15 protein-coding genes are annotated in these 19,928 nt (G+C 55.6%); 5 read left to right on the top strand and 10 right to left on the bottom strand.

Annotation, left to right across the window (positions count from 1 at the left end):
- The 7 genes from CLV87_RS21710 to CLV87_RS21680 are packed head-to-tail and all read right to left on the bottom strand — an operon-like array spanning position 1 to position 7,805.
- Positions 1-852 carry a glycosyltransferase family 2 protein gene (locus CLV87_RS21710; RefSeq protein ID WP_166652826.1) on the bottom strand — a complete coding sequence of 284 codons (852 nt, stop codon included), beginning with the start codon at positions 850-852 and terminating at the stop codon, positions 1-3.
- Between the two features lie 49 nt (positions 853-901).
- The gene (locus CLV87_RS21705; RefSeq protein WP_099248016.1) at positions 902-1,462 is read right to left on the bottom strand and encodes an LbetaH domain-containing protein; all 561 of its coding nucleotides are present in this window, start codon (positions 1,460-1,462) and stop codon (positions 902-904) included.
- Complete coding sequence (locus tag CLV87_RS21700) at positions 1,459-2,634, bottom strand: glycosyltransferase (protein WP_099248018.1); 1,176 nt, start codon at positions 2,632-2,634, stop codon at positions 1,459-1,461. The genes CLV87_RS21705 and CLV87_RS21700 overlap by 4 nt, the downstream gene beginning before the upstream one ends.
- Positions 2,624-3,844, bottom strand: a complete 1,221-nt coding sequence (locus CLV87_RS21695) for a glycosyltransferase (protein ID WP_099248020.1) — start codon at positions 3,842-3,844, stop codon at positions 2,624-2,626. The genes CLV87_RS21700 and CLV87_RS21695 overlap by 11 nt, the downstream gene beginning before the upstream one ends.
- Positions 3,845-3,849: 5 nt before the next feature.
- A complete protein-coding gene (locus CLV87_RS21690; protein ID WP_099248022.1) occupies positions 3,850-5,178 on the bottom strand; it encodes an O-antigen polymerase in 1,329 nt (442 codons plus the stop codon).
- Positions 5,175-6,410, bottom strand: coding sequence for a glycosyltransferase family 4 protein (locus CLV87_RS21685; RefSeq protein ID WP_133840878.1), 1,236 nt, complete (start codon positions 6,408-6,410; stop codon positions 5,175-5,177). Before CLV87_RS21685 ends, CLV87_RS21690 begins: the two co-directional genes overlap by 4 nt.
- Positions 6,411-6,470: 60 nt before the next feature.
- A complete protein-coding gene (locus CLV87_RS21680; protein WP_099248026.1) occupies positions 6,471-7,805 on the bottom strand; it encodes an oligosaccharide flippase family protein in 1,335 nt (444 codons plus the stop codon).
- 264 nt (positions 7,806-8,069) lie between these two features.
- Here CLV87_RS21680 and CLV87_RS21675 point away from each other — a divergent pair, with 264 nt between their 5' ends.
- A complete protein-coding gene (locus tag CLV87_RS21675) occupies positions 8,070-10,157 on the top strand; it encodes a polysaccharide biosynthesis tyrosine autokinase (RefSeq protein ID WP_099248028.1) in 2,088 nt (695 codons plus the stop codon).
- A gap of 205 nt (positions 10,158-10,362) precedes the next feature.
- Entirely contained in the window at positions 10,363-12,714 is a 2,352-nt protein-coding gene (locus CLV87_RS21670) for a hypothetical protein (RefSeq protein ID WP_099248029.1), read from the top strand.
- Positions 12,715-12,828: 114 nt separating this feature from the next.
- On the opposite strand, the gene CLV87_RS21665 is transcribed toward CLV87_RS21670, so the two are convergent.
- On the bottom strand, positions 12,829-15,996 hold the full coding sequence (locus CLV87_RS21665) for a calcium-binding protein (protein WP_133840877.1): 3,168 nt from the start codon (positions 15,994-15,996) through the stop codon (positions 12,829-12,831).
- Positions 15,997-16,129: 133 nt separating this feature from the next.
- Here CLV87_RS21665 and CLV87_RS21660 point away from each other — a divergent pair, with 133 nt between their 5' ends.
- Together CLV87_RS21660 and CLV87_RS21655 are read left to right on the top strand one after the other, a co-directional pair.
- Entirely contained in the window at positions 16,130-16,360 is a 231-nt protein-coding gene (locus tag CLV87_RS21660; protein ID WP_133840876.1) for a hypothetical protein, read from the top strand.
- A gap of 29 nt (positions 16,361-16,389) precedes the next feature.
- A complete protein-coding gene (locus tag CLV87_RS21655) occupies positions 16,390-17,358 on the top strand; it encodes a GDP-mannose 4,6-dehydratase (RefSeq protein ID WP_099248035.1) in 969 nt (322 codons plus the stop codon).
- Between the two features lie 72 nt (positions 17,359-17,430).
- Here CLV87_RS21655 and CLV87_RS21650 read toward each other — a convergent pair whose 3' ends face one another.
- Positions 17,431-18,411, bottom strand: coding sequence for a UDP-glucuronic acid decarboxylase family protein (locus CLV87_RS21650; RefSeq protein WP_099248037.1), 981 nt, complete (start codon positions 18,409-18,411; stop codon positions 17,431-17,433).
- 523 nt (positions 18,412-18,934) lie between these two features.
- On the opposite strand from CLV87_RS21650, the gene CLV87_RS21645 reads away from it, so the two are divergent.
- Positions 18,935-19,471 (top strand): hypothetical protein, encoded by a 537-nt coding sequence (locus CLV87_RS21645; protein ID WP_099248039.1) that lies wholly within the window; start codon positions 18,935-18,937, stop codon positions 19,469-19,471.
- Between the two features lie 18 nt (positions 19,472-19,489).
- Here the strand turns inward: CLV87_RS21645 and CLV87_RS21640 are convergent, their stop codons facing one another.
- On the bottom strand, positions 19,490-19,819 hold the full coding sequence (locus CLV87_RS21640; RefSeq protein WP_235872016.1) for a hypothetical protein: 330 nt from the start codon (positions 19,817-19,819) through the stop codon (positions 19,490-19,492).
- Between the last annotated feature and the right edge of the window lie 109 nt (positions 19,820-19,928).

Here is a 19,928-nt window from a genome sequence, read left to right as displayed (position 1 = left end):
TTACTTGGCTGCGGCGTTTTCCTTGATCAGCAAGCGGATCGAGTGGAAATACCACGCCTTGTAAAACGCATAAGACAGGCCCGCGCCGCCGTCGAGAAAGCCGCGTTTTGCGAAATAGGCAAAGCAGAAATAGAACCACGGGAACCACCATTTTTCCAAATGGCGGTATTTGAAGCGTTGGCGCGAGGTGAGATCGTTCAATGCCGCGTCACCGCCCGCTTTCAGCTTGGCCGAGCGCGCCGCCTCCCATTTGGCATAGTCGATGTGGCGGCGTAGGAACTTTTCCAGGCCGGCAAAATCGCGGTGATCAATCTCGCCTTCAATCTCACCTATCTCGCCGTCGAGGATTGGGTGTTCGTGGATTTCCATATCCAACTGGCTCCACCCGTCTTCGTCGATTTTCTCGTAAAGACCGGCCCCTTTGCGGATCAGCGCCAATTTGCGCTGGGCGACGCCGTGGCGCATGAGTTTGCCCATGAAATAGTTGGAATAGGTCAACCAATAGCCGACCTTGTCCGATTGCGGCAGCTCTGCCGCCAAAGCATCGCAAAACGCCTCGGAGACATGTTCGTCGGCGTCGAGGAACAGGATCCAGTCATTGGCCAGCTCTTCGTTCATCAGCACATGGTTGCGTTTCTTGGGAAAGGTACCGGTCCAGTGAAACTGGATCACCCGTGCCCCTGCAGCCTCGGCGATTTCGACGGTGCGGTCGTCTGACTGGGAATCCACCACCAGAATTTCGGAAAACCGGCTGAGCTTTGCCAGGCAGGCGGGCAGGTTGTGTTCTTCGTTGCGCACCGGAATGACCACGCTGACCGGGAGAAGATCGTTGGAGTTTTGGGAAAGGGACAAAGTTCTAATCCTTTGTGGGCTTAGGTCATTCTCATTCGGAATTGCGAAACTATCTGGTGCCGACTTGCCGTGCGGGGTTGCCCGCCATGATGGCGTTTGGTGGCACGTCTTTCATGGCGACACAGCGCGCGCCAACAACGGACATCGCGCCAATGGTGACATTGGGCCCGACAAACGCCTCGGCACAGATCCAGGCTCCGTCACCGATGGTAATAGGCAGTTTGAGCAAAGGCATGGTTGGGTCGCGAAAATCATGGGTCCCGGCGCAAAGATGCGCCCCTTGCGAGATCGTGGCGTTGGTCCCAATCGTGATTTGCCCCAAGGCATACAAGATTGCCCCATCGCCAATGCCCACGCCGTCGGCGATTGTGAGGTGCCTGGGGATGGTGATCTTGACCGTGGGGTGCAGGCGGACCTGTTGGCCGATTTTGGCACCAAACAGGCGTAGCAATCCGTTGCGCAGCCCCCATAGAGGGCGCGGGGACAGGCGGAAAATGGGGTGCCCCAAGACAGACCATAAAACCCGTTCGGCCAATTCACGGCGGGTCCATTTGCGGCTGGCGCGGTTCGCGGTGACGTCCGGAACTGGGGGTTTGTTGTCAGGGGTCATGCCAGCATCTCCACATCCGCAGGCAGGCTGCCGCCTTGTAACATCCAGTGATACACGGCCATGTGACGGGTTGCGATTTGTTGCCAGGTAAACCGTTGCTCGGCCAGGTGTCGCCCTGCTTTAGCCATTGCTGTCAGATCCTCGCCAAGGGCGGCGATGAGCTGGGTGGCCAGCTCTTCTGGCTTTGAGGTGATTTTCCAGGCTGCGTTATGTTCAAACCCTTCGGGCAGGTTGCAGGCCTCGGTCATCAGGACGGGGAGGCCGTAGGACCACGCCTCGAGCACGGACATGGGCAGGCCTTCGGAATAGGAAGGCAGGATGAAGGCGTCGGAATGGGTCAACATGGCGGCCTTGTCCTCGCCCAGCAGCGGGCCGGGAAAGATCACCGCATCGCCGAGGGAGAGGTCCGCTGCCAGGGTCTGTGGTTGCACATCAAAGCCGCCGTCGTCCCAGCCTGCGACCACCAAGCGCCAGCGTTTGGCAAAACCGCTGTCTTGCTGGCGTGCCAAGGCAAAGGCTTGCAACAGCTCGTTCACGCCTTTCTTGGGGTGTAGACGGCCAAGGAAAAGCAAGGTTTTGCGTTCATCCTCACCCAGCAGGGCAGGGCGGGGATGATCCGGTTGCGAAGTCAAGGGCGTGATCCCGTTGGGAATGACCGCAATCGGGTTGGTCAGCCCATAGGCGCGCATCGAGGCAGCTTCGGATGCGTTCAGCGCGTGCAGGCAGGTGGCGCGGCGCAGGTTTTCATTCTCGAACAGCTGCGCGACGATCCGTTTTTTCCAGCCGGAGTTTTGCAAGGCCCATGGATCTAACATCCCTCTGGGGGAGATCATCACGGCCCCATCCACGCGTTTGCGCCAGGCACTGGCCTGCGCAGAGAAGGCCTGCCAAATGCCATGTTGGTGGATGATGTTGGTGTCGCCCTGCCGCAAAGCTTTTGATATCCCCGGCGCATAGCCCAGGCTTTGCGGCGGCCAGCGCTTGGGTGTGATAGGGTGCAAGGGTTTCCAGGCTGGCAGGTCCTGGGCAGTGTCCGTGTCTTGGGGGGCCAGCACGCGGATATTCGCATCGCTCAGGCTGTGGGACAGGCTGCGCACCGAATTAAACAGCCCGCCCGCCTGATGCGAGACGGAGCCGAGTAACATGGTGATGTGAAGTGGATCAGTCGACATCGGTATAAACGCGTTTTCCCAGACGGTTCAAAAGCACGCGATCCCAAACCGGTAATGCTCCGCGCCGTTTGGCGGAACGAGCGGCGTTGACAGCGTGCAGCATCCCGTCACCAAACCGGTCCGGTCCCCAATCGGCGACGGTGTCAAAGGCCTCCTGCGCCATAGCGGCCCAATCCTCGGGCGTTTTCGAGGCGAGATCGGCCAGCGCTTTTGCGATGTCATCGGTGTTGAATGGATCAACGACATAGCCGCCCTTGCCTTGTTTCAACAATGTGCGGGTTGCGCCGCAGCGGTCGGACACGATGACGGGCACTTTGGAGGCCATGGCTTCGTTGATGACCAGCCCCCATTGTTCGCGGGTCGCGACATGCACAAAGCCCTGGGACAGGCCGTACATGATCGGCAAGAGATCATAGCCCTTGTAACCGGGCAGATGTACATGCGCAGCGAGATCCGCGGTTGCAATCGCGTCCTCAATGGCTTGGCGTTCGTCGCCATCCCCGAGAATGACCAGATCCGGCAGCGTGTCCCCCAATTCCTGACGCGCCTTGGCATAGGCCTGAACGAGCAGGGGGAAGTTCTTTTTGCCAATGAAACGCCCGCTGGACAGGAAATAACGCTCTGGCAGCCCATGTTCCTGGCGCAGATCGGCTGCGTTTTGACGGGCCTCTTCGGCACCGCGCCCGAAATGGTCATTGTCGACAGCGTTGTAACCCAACCCGATGCGGTCATGTGGCATGCCCAGTTGCACCAGATAATCGCGGGTCGAGAACCCGCCCGCCAAGGCCGCGTCAAACTGTTTGACGATATGGCTTTTCAGGGCTTCTTTGGCGCTGCTGCGCCCGACATCGTCTTGTTGGCTTTCGGCCATGACGATCACGGGCGTGTTGTTTTTGCGCGCCCAAGTCAGGGCCGCAAAGCTTTCGGCGCTGGCCCAGCCCGGAACGGCAATGGCATCTGGTTTAAAGCGGTCCAGCACGGCCGCAACCCGGGTCATGAATTCGCCTGAGGCGACCAGGGCCGCGTATTCGTCGCGCCCATTTGCCAGGGTTTCGACCGTGTAGCCGTCAAAGCTTTTGGCGGAGAACTCGGCAAAGAACCCCTCTCCGGCGCAGGAGAGAACGGTGAATTTGTCAAATCTGGCAGCCGCCGCGCGGAAACGAGCGTTGTGGTAATGGCCGATTTGTCGGGACAGGGCGAGACAATGCATAGGGATCAATTTCGTTGAGGCGAGAGAGAGGGCGGCGCATGAGAACGGTTTGGCGCAAAGGTCTGGTTGGATTCCTTGGGAATGCAAATGGCGATCAAGGCAGCAAAAGTGATGAAACGAGGAACGATCAGGCTGATATCGGCTGAGACCGCAGTCAGCAATATCGGGATCATCAGAACCATAAAGATTTCTTGCCGTGGCCCAATAAAGCGGCGTTGTTCCAGCCGGGCGACAAAAAAGCCGATAAAGACAAACATGACAGCCGCGAAAATCCAGAACTGTTGGTAAGCTTGGGCAAAGCCCATAGGCGACACGTAAAACCGGAAATCCACAAAGCTGAGATTGGCATAGGTCAGTTCCGGCAGCAGCAAAGAGGCCTTGAGCTCGGCCCCGACCAGGCTGCCTGGTACAAACTGGCGGATAAAGGCGTTCCAGATGATGGCACCGTATTCAAAGGCGCTTTCGCTCATGGAATAGTAAATGCGGAACAGGCCCGCGCCGATCTCGCTGCTGTCAAAGTCGATCCGAGGGGCAAGGGCCTGGTCAAGCAATTCGTTCCAAGACAGGTTTTTGCCCTCTTCATCGCGCAGGAGGGGGAAGACTTTGAACACCAAAAACATCCCGACCAATCCGGAAATGGCGTGAATGCGTCCCATCTGGAAGCGGGTGTAATTGACGATGAAATAGCCGAAATAAACGCCGACTGTGACGACTTCGGAGCGGCGGAAGATAAAGATGATATTGATGAAGGGGATCAGTGAGAACAGCAGGGCCAGGATCATGTGGCTCGCTTTCTTGGTGCGCGACCAAAGCCAGAGCTGGATAACGATGGCGACATAGCCAAAGCGCACAACAAAGACGAGGTAAACCGGCAGGCCTTCCCAGGTGATTGTGTAGGCACCGGAGTGGAAAATATAAGCGGTCAAGCCGCCGCCCAGCCGCGCCAAGGCCAGAAAGGCCAGGTAAGACATGACGGCGATGACACAAGAGGCGATATGCATGCGCCGCATGATCCAAGGCGCGACGGAATTGGATGTTTTGGGTTCTTGTGGACGTGGCGTATGGCCCCCGGCCAGGAGGTAGCCAAGGAAGCCGCCAAAGATTGAGGTACAGACCACAAAGAGAGCAACGTCGATGACACCGGTATCTTCATAGGCCAGGAACAGGCTGTTTTCGGGGGTAAAGAACTCGAGAAACCCGAGTAGAACAAAGGTGACCCAGATGGCCGAGAACAAAAATGGGAAGCGGAACAATGCAGGGCCATGTGCATTGCGCAGAGCCACCACGGATAAAAAGGCGATCAGCACGTAGATAATGCCGACCGCGGCGCTCATAGGGCGGCTCCGCTGGTCGCGGCAATCGCCGGTTTTGATTTTAAGTCGTCAAAATCTGCCTGCAACATGGACACGACACGCGCGCCATAGCTCTCACGGGTGTAAAGCTTTGCGGTTTCTGTTGCCCGCTCTCCGATCTCGCGGCGCAAGTTGGGATTGTCCAGCAAGGTTTCCACGGCTTGCCGCAGTGCCGTTTCATCACCCGCTTTGACAATCATCCCGTCCTGCCCATCGGTGATGACCGATCCGCATTCCTCGCTGACGACGCAGGGCAGGCCCATGGCCATGGCTTCGTAGATCACTGTGGCCGAACCCTCCATATAGGACGGCAAAACGAAGATATCGGCGGTTTGGATGGCCTCGTGAAAGGCGGCCTTGGGCATATGGCCGTGACGCAGCACGTCAGGGGCGATTTTGGCGGCGATGGCTTCGGGGAGCGCGTTTTTGCCAAAGGCCTCGAACCGCGCCCGATCTTTCAGGGCAGTCGCCAGGCGACCAAATTCCAAGGCCCCTTTGCGCCAGGAAAAGGCCCCGCCAAAAACAACACGGGTTGTTCCCGAGGATGCGGGCCTGGAGCTGGCCAGATCGTCGGATAGAGTCACCCCATAGGGGACGACGCGAATGCGATCCGCTGGAATGCCTTGGTCTTGTAGCGCTTTTTGCACAAATGGGGAGGGGCAATAGATCAGGTCCGCCTGTTGCCATTCCTCGCGTTCCAAGGCGGCCATGACGCTGAAATAGGCCAAGGTATCCCCCAACCCGCTTTCGTCGAAACCGATGCCGATGTCTTGCAGTTTGGCGCTGAGGATACGCTGGGCAGACAGGAACTGCGCGCGCGGAGCAACGCATTGTTCCATGGCGATGCATAAACCGGAACGTTTCAGGCGATCCATTGAGGGTAGCATTGCCGTGTCGAACCCATAAACCAGATCGGCCCCGGATTTCTCGGCCCGGTCACAGGTGCGTTTGGCGATCGTTTCGGCGGCCATAAGGTTGGGCCAGAATGTATTGTGCAACCGGGAGAGTGCGGCGCGGTAAAGGATACCCTTGAGGTTGTTCTTTGACACGTTTTCGGGTGGCAGATTGGCGAAATAACTTTGCAGGAATTTGAGTTTGGGCTGCGACGAAAAATGGATGTCCGTTACCAGTGCTTCCAGCAAGCCGTCTGCATGCAATGCGCGCGCAACTGCGTAATCCATGCGCGCGCCAATCTGTTGAACAATTGCTTTCACTACGGAAACTTTCCAAGTTCGAAACAGCGCCAGCAGGCGGGCCTGCTGGGTCACGTCATTTTATGAGATATCTTTGGTGTTTGAAAGCGCGGGTTGGGCCCGCTGCCAAATCGCATGCAAGATCGTGGGGCCGATGCCAGTGAGTTTCCAAGCACGATAGGCTTGCAGGCCCTGAAAGATGATAAATTGGGCACCTGTCGCAATAGCGGCACCGTTCATGCCCATCAGCGGGATCAAAAGAAAGGCCAGGAGCGCGGCGCAACCGACGGAAATGCCCGCGACCACCAAGATGCTCGAATCCGCTCGGGCAGCGCGCAAGACCTGTTCGGCGGGGCCAATCATTGACGAAAACAACATGGCGACCAGCAAGATAACGAGGGCTGGCATGGCAGTGAGGTATTCTTCGCCGTAGAAAAGCAAGTAGGGGCGGGCCAGAAGCAATGCAATGATAATGGCGAGTATGGTCATGGCGATGCCCAGCAAAACGGTGCGGTGCACAACCTTTTGCATTTCGGCCCGGTCATCTGCCGCATAAAGCCGGATAATTCGAGGCTCGGCAATTTTGCACACGGATCCAAAGAAAAAGGACACAACGAAGGAAGCCCGCGCCGCAGCGTAGTACCAGGCGACCTCGTCAGAGGGGCGCAAGGCTGTCATGATCAGAATATCGATCTGCGTCATGGCGTTGATCAGGGTCTGGGAAAAAGCAAATGTCAGGCCGACCTGAAAGACTTGGCGGTAATCCCGAACCGGAAGACGATACCAATAGCCGCGCAAGGTTCTGAGCAATGGTGGACGTGGCCAGACCATGAACAGCAGTAGCGTTGCCAAAAAGGCCGTCAGGCCCTGGGCGAAAACAGCTGTGTTGACTGACAGGACCTGTGTCCAAGCCAGCATAAAGAAGAACGCGATCGCAAGAAGTGGGCGAAACACAGCCCCGACCCATTGCCCCAGAACAACGCGCTCGAACCCGTTGAAGATATTTGTTGCAATGCTGAGGCAGGTGGTGCCAAGCACAAAGAAAACAAGCAGAAAACCCGATTGGCTGCCCCACAAGAACACTCCCAAAAGCGCCAGAATGAGAAAAGCCAAGGTGGCCAGGATCATCTGGGCGATAGGCGCAATGCTGTCTTCTTGGCCGGTACCGCGCGCAAGCGCGACCTCACGGGCGAGCATGGCAGGCAGTCCAAGGGCGCAGATTGAGGCCAACAATCCTGCGAAGGCAAGGTAGGAGACGTATTGGCCAAACCCATCATCGCCAAGCAGCCGTGCCAGTACGATGCCGATTACCATGTTCACAATGACGGAAAACAGCCGCAGCCCTGTCCCCTGGGCCGAAACCAGAAACTGACCCATCAGTTCCCAATCCTTCAGAGCACTGAGAAATTTCTTCAAAGTTTCAACCTGTTCATGACAGTCTGCGGAGAAAGGGTTTTTAAAATTCTAACCGAGGTCATATGGGTTTGTCCGGTGAAGTCAAATACCGGTGGGCGTTTATGATCACAAACTTGCTCAGCGACAGCGGCCTTTTGCATTTCTCCTTGTTCGGGGGGCGTGGGTCTGACAAGTTGGCAGCATGTCATTCAAATCCATAGCGCTGCCTTGGGTCGGAGGACATTCTTGGATCGTAAGCCACTATTGATAAACAGAAATTAAGCGATGCAGTTAGACGATCTGAACGCCGAGACGCGCGGACCAACGACCTCGATGTTGCATGTTTTGTGGCATGGGAAATGGATCATACTGGTTTGCGCGGTTTGCGCTGTTCTGATGGGCGCTTATTATGCGTTCAGAGTCGCGGTGCCCAAATATGCAGCTGTGACAGAGATGGTGTTTGAATCCAGCGCGCCACCGATTCCCAATATCGAAGCTGTCGTTACCGGCCAGGCCCCCGAAGATGCCGTGATCAACACGCAATTGCAGATTATTCGATCTGGCGGTCTGGTTGATAAGCTGGTCGAAGACATGAGTTTGATCGACGACCCTGAGTTCAACCACTTGTTGCGACCCAAGCCGTTGTTTTCTCGTGAAAACCTGAGAAACTTGGTGGCGCGGGGGCTAGGCGCTGATGTCGCGGAAGCTGCTGAACAAGACTTGGAAAAGGTCAAAATTTCTGTGGGTGCCGCTGTGCGGGCGGCAATTTCGGTGACGGCGGTCCGCAACACTTACATTTTCCACGTGCGCGTCCGAACGACAGACCCGGAAAAATCCGCGCGTTTGGCCAACCGTTTGGCAGAGCTTTACATCGAAGATCAAGTCACCAAAAAGTTTGAAGCCACCGAATATGCCGTAAACTGGCTGTCCGAAAGGGTGTCTGCGCTAGAAGTCGAACTTTTGCAAAAAGAAGACGAGATCAAAGCGCTGCGGAGCGAGACGGATCTTGTCAGTGCCGAAGCCCTGGACGGGTTGCGCCTGCGTGCCAAGGAGTTGCGCGAGCGGGTCAGCACCGCAGACGAGGCGATTTCTCGTTTGCGCGCCAGCTTGGACAGCCAAAAAGAGGCTCTGGCCTCGGGTGACGAGCAAGCGATCGTTGCTGCGTTTTCCGACCGCAGCCTGCGCCAACTGATCTCCTCAGAGAATACAGCCTTGTTTACCAAGCGCGCCGAGCTACTGTTGACCAACCAGCAAAACGCACTGAAACGCGAGATTTCGCAAAAGGATGCCCTTTCAGCGTCACTCGAGCAGATGCTGGCGGATATTGATGCGCAAAATTCGGATTTGCTGGGCCTCAATCAGCTTGTACGCGAAGCAGAAGCAACCCGCGTTCTGTATGAAACCTTTCTGTCGCGGCTGAAGCAAACGACCGTGCAAATTGGCCTGCAACAGGCGGATAGCCATGTTTTGACCAATGCCGTTCCTGGCAGCTTGGTTGAGCCGCGCAAGAGCCGCATTCTTATTCTGTCCTGTTTGCTGGGGGGGATCGTTGGTGGTGCGATTGTTCTGCTGCAAAATATGATGAACGCGGGTTTCCGGTCCAAGGAGATGTTGGAAGCCTATACCAAGATACCCGTTTTGGGCGAAGTGCCGGTAATGCCGATCCGGCAAAGGTCTGGGTTGCTGGCGTTCTTGCGCGATAATCCCACTTCGGCGGTCGCTGAATCCATGCGGAACATGCGCACCTCTTTGGTGATGGCGCAGCAGGAAGCGCCCAAGGTGATCATGTATACGTCCTCTGAGCCCGGCGAAGGGAAGACTACACTTGCGGTGTCTCATGCGCAAAACTTGGCCGCGATCGGGAAAAAGGTGCTGTTGATCGAATGTGATATTCGGCGCCGTACGATTTCTAAATATTTCGACGTGAATGGCGATCTTGGGATCGTGTCGGTTCTGACTGGGCAATCCAGCCTGGAGGACGCGGTCATGCTAGACGAACAGACCGGCATTTTTATTCTGTTTGGCGAAAAGGCTGAGGGCAGCGCGGCTGACCTTTTGACCGGCGGAAACATGCAAGATCTGCTGGATACGGCCCGCGATCATTTTGACGCGATCATCATCGATACGCCTCCGGTTCTTGTGGTCCCGGATGCGCGATTGGTTGGCCATTGCGTCGATGCGCTGGCCTATGTCGTCAAATGGGATAGCACGGCGCAGACCGCCGTTCGCGAAGGTTTGGCGCAGTTGCGCGCTGTTAAAATTCCAGTAACAGGATTGGTCTTATCTCAGATCAATATGCGCCGCGCGCGCCGTTACGGGAGCCGGTACGGCAGCTATAGCAGCTATGGATATAGCGGGTACTACGACAACTAGATACGCGTGCTTTCTTGTTTGAGGGGAACTGGCGTGCCCTCAAACTTAAGTTTTGTGCCGGGGTGAATTCCTAACAAAACATTGCCATTCCGCACGACGCATTCACGCGTCCGCAGCTTTTCCTATCGAGTGTTGCCCATTGAACCCAAACGGCAACGTGGCCCGACGACTTATATGACGCGGGCCCCAACTATAGGAAAACATCATGGGATTTCTTGCCCACCCGAGCGTTCAGCGCGCAACCGATGGCTCCGGCTCTCCAGTCGCAGAGGCGCGGCGCTATGTCTTTCATCATGGCACTCAAATGTTGGCCCCTCTGTTTTCTGATCCCGACCTGACCACGACCACAGCCAACCCAATGATCTCTGACGCAAGCGGGGATTTCGGATTGTGTTACTTGATGGCTGGCGAATACACGGTCGAAATCAAGGACCAATTCGGGGTCGTATTGGCGACGCATGCCAATATCCGCGTCACAGAGACTCCTTTTCCGATTGTTTTTGCATCAACCGCGGATTTGCTGGCTGATGATTTGTTGTCCTACACGGAACAGAATGATCACATTCTGGCGGCAGAAGGTCAGGTCCTGACCCTGCAAAATGGTCATGGCAGCTTTGAGGTTGCGCCGGCCACAAGCGCGGATGCGGATTTCACCACCGTCGGAGGTGTTCACTTATATGCTCGTGCGGACACCAGCGGATTTGTGACGCCTGAACAGTTCGGAGCTGTCGGTGACGGTGTGACCGATGATACCGACGCTTTGCTGGCCATGACGCAGTTCGGACGTCGGAGCGGCTTCCTGAATTGGCGTGGGACTGCGGGCAAGATTTACACTACGACAAGAACGCGCATTTTTGCGTCGATCGCGTATCAAAAGCACTTCTATAACGGGGCCGCTATTCGCAACATTCGCGGCACTTCGGCTGTCGAAGTGGGGCAGACCGCCAACTATACTGGCATCGAATTCCCGTCGGTTTTTGACACTCAACAAGAGGCGGATTTCACCGGTGGTTACTACTACGGTGAAACGATCGCCACTGTTGCGAGCGGTCAGACAGACATCACGGTGACGGGCGCAACAAGCAATGTCGGGCTTGAGCCGGGCGCAGATGTGCTGATCTATGGTTTCTCGTCAACCGGTGTTGGTTTCCCACCTGATCCGCGTGTATTCGAATATGCCCGGATCAAGTCGGTTTCCGGCTCGGTCGTCACGCTCGAGAACCCGATCCAGAACAGCTATAACGAAAACTGGCCCGAACGGTCGGGTGGTGACTACGGTGCGCCGCGTATCATCTCGTATCAGCGTCCGAATTTCGTAGGAGTGCGGAATCTCGAAGTTCATGACATGTGGGTCAAATCCAATCCGAATTGGACCACTCCCGTGGCAACAGCCAATGATGGAGAGCGCAACGGGCGCTTGACCCTTAGCGGCTATCTTCAGGCGACATTCCACAATCTGCGCACTGATGGGGGGTTTTACATTTCGCAAGGGCAGAATTTTGTCGGCCACGGTGTCAATAACCGGACATCGTGTGAGCCTGACAAGATCATTGACCGGGTTGAAATCAACAACTTGAAAACCGGTCAAATCCACGGGGGCACGATCATTAAGGATCTGATCCTGAACGATCCACAATGCGGTGGTTATTTCAACCTGGCCCCTTGTGGTCGTTTGGAAGTGAATGGCGGCAAGATCACCGCGGACGAAATCACGGCCCATATGTTGGATATTCCATCGGGTGTTGGTGAGATTTCCTTGAACAATGTCGAATTTGCAGCGCGTTCAGCCTCGCAGCGCGGCATTGTTGCAGGGCGCCAGTCCACGGCAACCTTTACGGTGGTCAGCCCAACCCAGTTGAGCATTGCGACAGATACCTTCTATTCTTCCGCGGTGAGCCGGTCCTGTTCCGAGAACATGGTCCTTTACAAAGATGGTTTCCCCGCCTTCCGCCTCTCGCAGATGCCTTATGAAAGCGGTGGAGTATTGGTTTTGGACGGGCAAAGCCTTGTCGACCTGACCGGAAGCGAAACTCTGTCTGTTTTCACACTGCAAAACCTGACGGTCAAAGATCCAAAAATCACTGGCCCTTATGCGCCTTTGATCCGTGCTTGGAACAATCCGAATTACCAATCCAGCCAAGAAGTGGCGCGCGTGGACTCGCCTTGGGATGGGGATACTTTTGTTGAGTATAATGACGGGTTTTTCACGGAAACGGACCCATACCTCTTTACGCATTTCGGTCGTTGGATGTTGGTCGAGCGGATCTTTGTGAACGTTTCGCAGCCTTATACCGGGGCAGCTGCAAACGCGCGGCTTCGGTTCAGGAACTATTCCAATGCCTCCGCGAGCTATTGCGACATCGATCTGACCCGTGCGGGTCATCGGATTATTGATCTCAATGGCGGACATTTCCTGTTTGCCAGCGACGTCGGTTCTTTGTCCGGGAACAGCACGCCTCTTGGCATTGGACGCGTCGATCGGACGATTCTTGCAGGTGACACCGCAGAGGATCACGCCAAGTGGACCCTTCGGGTGGAAGGCAAAAGACTGTTCTAACATCGCGCATGTTCCTATACTTTTTGACAGTGCAGGGGCGTGCTGAGGGCGAAAAAAGCTTTCGTGAGTAAGGCTGGAAGGGCGGCGGTGGCCGCCCTTTTTCGCGTCTGAAGATCAGAACAGAAAATCGTCGACGGTAAAGTCATCCAAGTTCACGTTTTGGATGAGGATTGAATCACCATTGCCAAAATCAAGCAGGACATCATCGCCCTGTTGACTGGCCAGAGCCATGACATCGTCGAACTCAGCCAGGCCTGTGCCAAAGCCGCTGAGGTCGATGGCATCGGTTGGTCCGCCAGTATGGAAACCCGAAAGCGTATCTGCGCCGTCCCCAGCCGTAAAGACGATGACGTCATCGCTATAGCCTGCAACCAAAATGTCATCCCCGGTGCCGCCGTTCAAGATGACCCGACCACCGTTGCCATAGGCCGTGAGTCGATCATTTCCGGCCCCGCCGTGCAACTCATCATTTCCGCCGCCGCCCCAAAGCCGATCATCACCATCCCCGGCCATGATAATATTGTCGGTACCATCGGCGACAAAGGTGTCGTTATAGGCGGTCAAATGGAAGTTTTCGATGTCGGTCCATTGGTCAAGCGCAGCAACGCCATAGGCCTGCCCGTTTTGCGAGTTGTAATAGAACGATGCTTGTGCGTTTTCATAGGACACCCAGTCACTGCCTGCGCCCCCGTTCAGGACATCCGCGCCGTTCCCGCTGATTAATGTATCATCACCCGCTCCGGCAAAGACAAAAGTATCGGAGGCTTCGCTGATGATGGTTTCGTCAGCTTCTGTGCCAACCACTGTACCGCCGGCCTCAGATACGACAATAACCCCGGGCGTGGTCTCAGTTTCCTCGGTATCTTGCGTTTCCAGTTGGAAATCCGCTGGGGTGAAATCAGACAAAGAAACGCCACGGATCAGTATGGAATCCCCATTTCCGAAATCAAACAGCACATCGCCACCGACTTGTGTGGCCGCGGCCATGACGTCTTCGAAACTTTCAAAGGTACTGCCAAAGGCTGTCAGATCGATGTGATCTGTTGTGCCGCCTGCGGTGAAGTCCCTTAGAATATCAGCACCATCGCCTGGCGCAAAAATAACGATATCATCGCTGTAGCCGCCTTGGAGGCTGTCATTTCCGGTGCCGCCATTGAGAATGACCTGACCACCGTCACCAAGGGATGTCAGCCGGTCATTTCCCGCCCCACCGTGTAACTCATCATTTCCGCCGCCACCCCAAAGCCGGTCATTTCCGTTGCCTGCCAAAATGACGTTATCGGTGTTGTCGGCCACAAATGTGTCGTTCCAATCTGTCAGTTGAAAGTTTTCGACATTGCTCCATTCGTTCCAGGCGGCGACACCATAAGCCTGACCGTTTTGAGAGTTGTAATAGAATGCCATGGCAGACCCATCAAACGACACCCAGTCGGTTCCCGCACCACCATCCAAGACGTTCCGGCCTGACCCGCCCATCAGCATGTCGTCGCCGTCTCCGCCAAGCAGCGTGTCGTCTCCTGACCCTCCGGAAAGAAAGTCGTCGCCATCGCCTGCACCAAGGACGTCGTGGCCGCCATGCCCTTCAAGCGTGTCCTCGCCCAGCGTGCCAGCCAAGGCTTCGTTTTCGGACGTTCCAATCAAGTGTAGGGATTCTGGCAGGCCTGAAGCGTGCTGCCAGCCCGGTTCAGACAGAACCGTACCGTCCCGACCAACAATTGTCGTGTCCGAAGAGATCCAGAATGGAATGCCGAGACTGGCCAAGAAAGCTTCGATCTCGGGGCCGGTGCGGTCGCCAAGACCGAACGTACTCCCGGCTTCGACAATCAGAACGGCCGGGATCGCCCGATCTTCCAATCCTGTAAGCGCCTGAAGGTTGCCGATATTTGTACCGCCCATAATAACGGTTTGCGGGGCGACGTCGAAATAGCGCCAAAAATAAGCCTGAGAGCCCGGCTCTGATATGTCTTGCACGCCATCCAGTATCAATAAGGCCGAGGCGACCGATTCTACATTGCCGGTTATCAGGGCGTTGGTTTGAGACAGTGGGTTAACCGGGCGGTCAAATTGCAGCGTCACATCGTGCAATTCCAACACTTGGTTATAGCCGCTGACAGAAAAGACGGCTTGGACGGGTCGCAATCCGTCTGCGCCAACGAAATTCAACGACCCGCCATTGATCGTCACGTTGCCGGATGTCGCAACGGCGGTCGAAATGCCATAGGCTTCGATATATTCAACAAGGATCTCTTCGACGAAAGGGTGATCGTTGTAATAGCCGCTCATGTCGATGGCTACGTCTACGGTGTCCACATAGAGCGCCTGAACCGTGAGTTCCGTATACCCATATGTTCCGCCGGTGCTGCCATGGCCATAAAGTGCCTTATAGCCATTGGTCGCGACGATGGTGTCAAAGTGCACACCCTCGTCATAGTGTTGATCTGTATAGATATTGATCAACCCACCGCTCGAGTTCCAACCATAATCGTGGTACAGATCACCCGCATTTCCGCGCCCTGTAACGGTCAACGTGCCAGTGGAGGAAAACGGCCCGACAATGCCATGCGAAGGGGCGTCGAGGATGGTGACGTCATGCAAATCCACAAAACCGCCAAGCGAGGTCGACCCATTATTTGTGCTGAGACTATCCTTGGAAAACGCCCCGATGAGCGCGACATCGTTGATAGAGGTCATGCCGCTGATATCCAACCCGGCCTGATCGGCGAGTGAGAGGTCCAGGTCTGAGGGATGTTGACCCGGTGGCACATGAACATAGACCTCGAAACTGCTGCCACCGGCAGGACCGTTGCGAGGATCCGGGAGGGTTGAACCGGTCTCGTGAATGGTAAAGGACCCTTCGGTCGCGGCGACGGCAGCGATATTGTCGGCGATGGTTGCCCCGTCAAACTGCCAGGCCATCGTGTCCATGCCGCTCCAGACCTGGTGATGCGTCGAATGGGCTGCGGTGCCATTGTTGAAATCAGGCGTGTCGCGATAAGTGACCGTTGCGCGCCAGACCGTATCGCTGACCTGCTCCCAAGTGGTTTGCACGGTCTGGCGCAGATCGACGACCGGTTGTTCCCCTTCGCCATAAGACGCAAAAGACAGGCCCGTCAGGTCCAGATCATTATCCAACGCGTAGTGCCCACCCGCCGCGAGGCAAATTGTGTCCCCCGGTTCAGCGGCTTCGATCGCGGCTGCAAGCGTCTGGTAAGGCGATTCAGGTGAGCTACCATCCCCCTGAGGAGATGTTGCAGTCGCATCAACATAAAGAACTCTGGGCATGGCAAATCTATCCCGTTCGCAGAACGGCGGGTCACACCAAACTGCGCTGTGGCATTGTTAAGTTGTCGAACGCTTTCCCGCCCGCAGACCTGCACGAGGCTGCGGCGTGTTAAGCAAGGTGAGAGGTCGGACCGTGAGTGTGGGTCGCCCAGAAAAGGGTTATCTTGGCTTTGGTAAATTTAAGGTCAATTTCAGCGAAAATGGTTCGAACCGCGCCGTTTTGCGGGCTATTTGGGCGCAAATGGTGTTGAAAAAGACCCAGAATGCACTTTCGCCCAATCGACCTGACGCAGTGATTGCCTTCTTAGTCGGCACCCGGCATATCATGAGGCAAGAAGCCTGTTTCGATGGCTGCTTGGTTTGAGATTTTAGAATGATTCCCGGGGCGGATTTATGAAAACAGCCTTGATTTGCGGTGTTTCCGGACAGGACGGAACCTATCTGGCAGAGTTTCTGCTGAACAAAGGCTATCGCGTCATTGGCACTTCTCGTGATGCGGCGGTTAAACGTTTTCGCAACCTTGAGAAACTGGGGGTCGAGGCACGGGTCGAAACCGTTTCAATGGCGCAAACGGATTTCCACAGTATCGTTACTGTGCTGGATAAATACCGCCCGGATGAGATCTATAACCTGGCGGGGCAAAGCTCGGTCGGGCTGTCATTCGAGCAACCGATCGAGACATTCAATGGCATCACCGCAGGTGTTCTGAATCTGATGGAAGCCATTCGATTCCTGAAACTGCCGTGCCGGTTATACAATGCCAGCTCGGGGGATTGCTTTGGCGATCAGGGGGGAGAGCCATGTTCCGAGGAAACCGCATTCCGCCCGATTTCGCCTTATGCGACCGCCAAGGCGGCGGCGCATTGGGCCGTGGTGACCTATCGGTCGTCTTTTGATTTGTTTGCCTGCAACGGCATCCTGTTCAACCACGAATCCCCGCTGCGCCCGGCGCGTTTTGTGACGCAAAAGATCGTCGCGGGCGCTGTCGAGATTGCGCGCAATGGTGGGGGCACCCTGTCCCTTGGCAACCTCGATATCTCGCGCGATTGGGGGTGGGCCCCAGAATATGTCTATGCCATGTGGCTGATGCTGCAGCAAAAGGAGCCGATGGATTACGTGATCGCCACCGGGCAACCCAACCGTCTGCGCGACTTTTGCCAAGTGGCGTTTGAGGCGGTGGGGCTGAACATGGAAGACCACGTGATCAGCGAATCCAGCCTGCTGCGCCCGTCGGACATTGCGCTGGTCTATGGTGACCCGACCCGCGCCAAAGAGAACCTGGGCTGGGAAGCACAATTCAAGATGAAAGACGTGGTCCATGCCATGATCGAGGATCACCGTCGAACGCCGGCTGACACGTAAAAGGTTCAACAAAAAAGGCGCGCTGTGATCAGTGCGCCTTTTTGTAATTGGTGGGTTATGAAGGGCGGGGCCTTAAACGCCGTGTACGACCTTCAACTCCGGCAGCAATTCGCGGAAATGCGCGATTGTGCGCTCCAAGCCCTGTTCGATCTGGATCTTTGGTTCCCAACCCAGAACCTCTTTGGCCTTGGTGATGTCGGGGCGGCGCTGTTTTGGATCGTCCTGGGGCAGGTCTTGGTACGAAATTTCAGAGTCAGAGCCGGTCATTTCGATGACCTTTTCTGCCAACTCGCGAATGGTGAACTCACCGGGGTTGCCCAGGTTGATCGGGCCAGTGACATCCGGGCCAGTCTCCATCAAGCGGATGAAACCTTCGATCAGGTCATCCATAAAGCAGAAAGAGCGTGTCTGGCTGCCATCGCCAAAGATGGTGATCGGTTTGTTCAACAGGGCCTGAACGATAAAGTTCGACACCACGCGCCCATCCGCATGATGCATGCGCGGGCCATAGGTGTTGAAGATCCGGGCGACCTTGATCTCAAGATCATGCTGGCGGTGGTAGTCAAAAAACAGCGTCTCGGCGCAACGCTTGCCTTCGTCATAGCAAGAGCGGATGCCAATCGGGTTCACATTCCCCCAATATTCCTCGGGCTGAGGATGCACAGACGGGTCGCCATAAACCTCGCTGGTCGAGGCCTGAAAGACCTTGCAATGCAGACGCTTGGCCAGGCCCAGCATATTGATGGCCCCATGCACGCTGGTCTTGGTGGTTTGCACCGGATCGTGTTGGTAATGGATCGGCGATGCGGGGCAGGCGAGGTTATAAATCTCGTCCACTTCGATATAGAGCGGAAAGGTCACGTCATGACGCAGAAACTCGAACCGAGGATGCGCATGCAGGTGGTCAATGTTGCGTTTGGTGCCGGTGAACAGGTTGTCCAGGCAAATGACCTCGTGTCCCTGTTCCAGGAGCCTGTCGCTCAAATGTGAGCCAAGAAATCCGGCCCCACCGGTGATCAGGATCCGTTTGCGGGAATCATAAAGACGTTGCATCAATCAGTTCCAATCTTACCGTGCCTAAATGCAGCAACGGCGCTTTGTTGTCAGACTGATTGCGGGTGTAGGGCCTTTGGCGGATGCGATCAAGAACAGAGGCAATTTGCGCTGACAGGGGGCAGTGAAAACCTCGAAACCCCGAGCAAACCTGTTCAAAAGCTGGGCAATCCGGATGGTTGGAGAGAGGTGAGCGGGGCGTAGGCGACCCCGACGGAACCGGGAACCGTGCGTCGGTCGAATCACATCAGAGATTGGGAATGTTTTAGACTTAAAGCACTCAAAAAGAGATGAATTTTCCATGTAAGCAGAAAGGTCATCACATGGGGCAAAGTCGGGGCAATTGGATCGATGGGGCTATAACTTGTTGCAATCAATTGCATTGCCGCGCTGTGATGAAAGTAAACCTGACTCTGAAACTAAAGTTTTCGAAATTCGCAAAGAAGTGACCTAAAACGATTCAGATATGTGCTATAGTGACTGCCACTGTCCGAGTTCCAAGTTTCAAAAATTGGTACATCCTATGAAACAAGAAAGAGATTATTCGACCGAACAGGAGCCTGAGAGTTATCCGGAAAGCCCGGTTGCCTTAAACGCGAGCCTGGAAATCAGCCTGAAAGCCGTCGCTTTGGCGGAGAGCATTATTAGAGAACGACCAGTGCCGTCAGTTCAGAAATTGAACCTGTCTGATGGGTTGCAAAACTGGCGCATAGAAACCTGCAAAACCTATCTGGAACGCAATCCCAAATACCGCGCGAAGGGAGCGGACCTTACGGAATTGGCACGAAGTTTGGCCTTTGGGTCGAATTCGGTTGGTTCCGATGAGGGGCAGGGCACCTCTGTCGCGTCGATACAAACCGAAAGCGTCAAAGGGTTTTTGAACAGTCTTGATGCTGACGACCGGGCCGCGACCGCGCTCAAAATGGCGTCTGAACTGGTCGAATATGCTGGCTATGTCATTGCGCAGCAAAGTGAAACACGCGAAGTGATCCCGACGTTTCTGTTGGCACAGACGCTTTCGCAACGCGCTCGCGATCTTCGCAAGCGCACCGAACGCTAATACTCCGTAGGCGGAGTTTTAAAACAACTCGCCGACGCGGCCATCCGCGCTCATCCGCAGGTTGGGGCGACCAATGCGGCTTGCGATTTGCGCAAATGGGACGCCGAGTCCACGCGCGGTGCAGAGAGCTGCGCCATTTTCGTTGAGAATAACCAACCGTCCATCACGGATACTGATCCCATAGCCCTTCTCGGTAAATCGGCCTTTGATCTCGTCCCAATTGGACGCCGTTTCCAGAATGGGCCCCAGGAATAATCTGAGCAAAGTCTGCGTTTCGCAATCAATTGCCTCGGGCAATCCGGCCTTTGCATCTGCGGAATTATCGTGGTTGTGACCTTTCATAACCATATCAGTCTCCTTGCCTGTTCCTAAAGCGTGGCATGAAAATCGGGCAGAAATTGGGCTAAATTGACAGAATGTCGCAGGCCAATGCGCTCGATTGTTAAAATTGCCTTTG

This window comes from Pelagimonas phthalicica (genome assembly GCF_004364805.1).
In the GTDB taxonomy this organism is placed as follows: Bacteria; Pseudomonadota; Alphaproteobacteria; order Rhodobacterales; family Rhodobacteraceae; genus Pelagimonas; species Pelagimonas phthalicica.
This window is presented reverse-complemented; position numbering and strand designations above follow the sequence as displayed.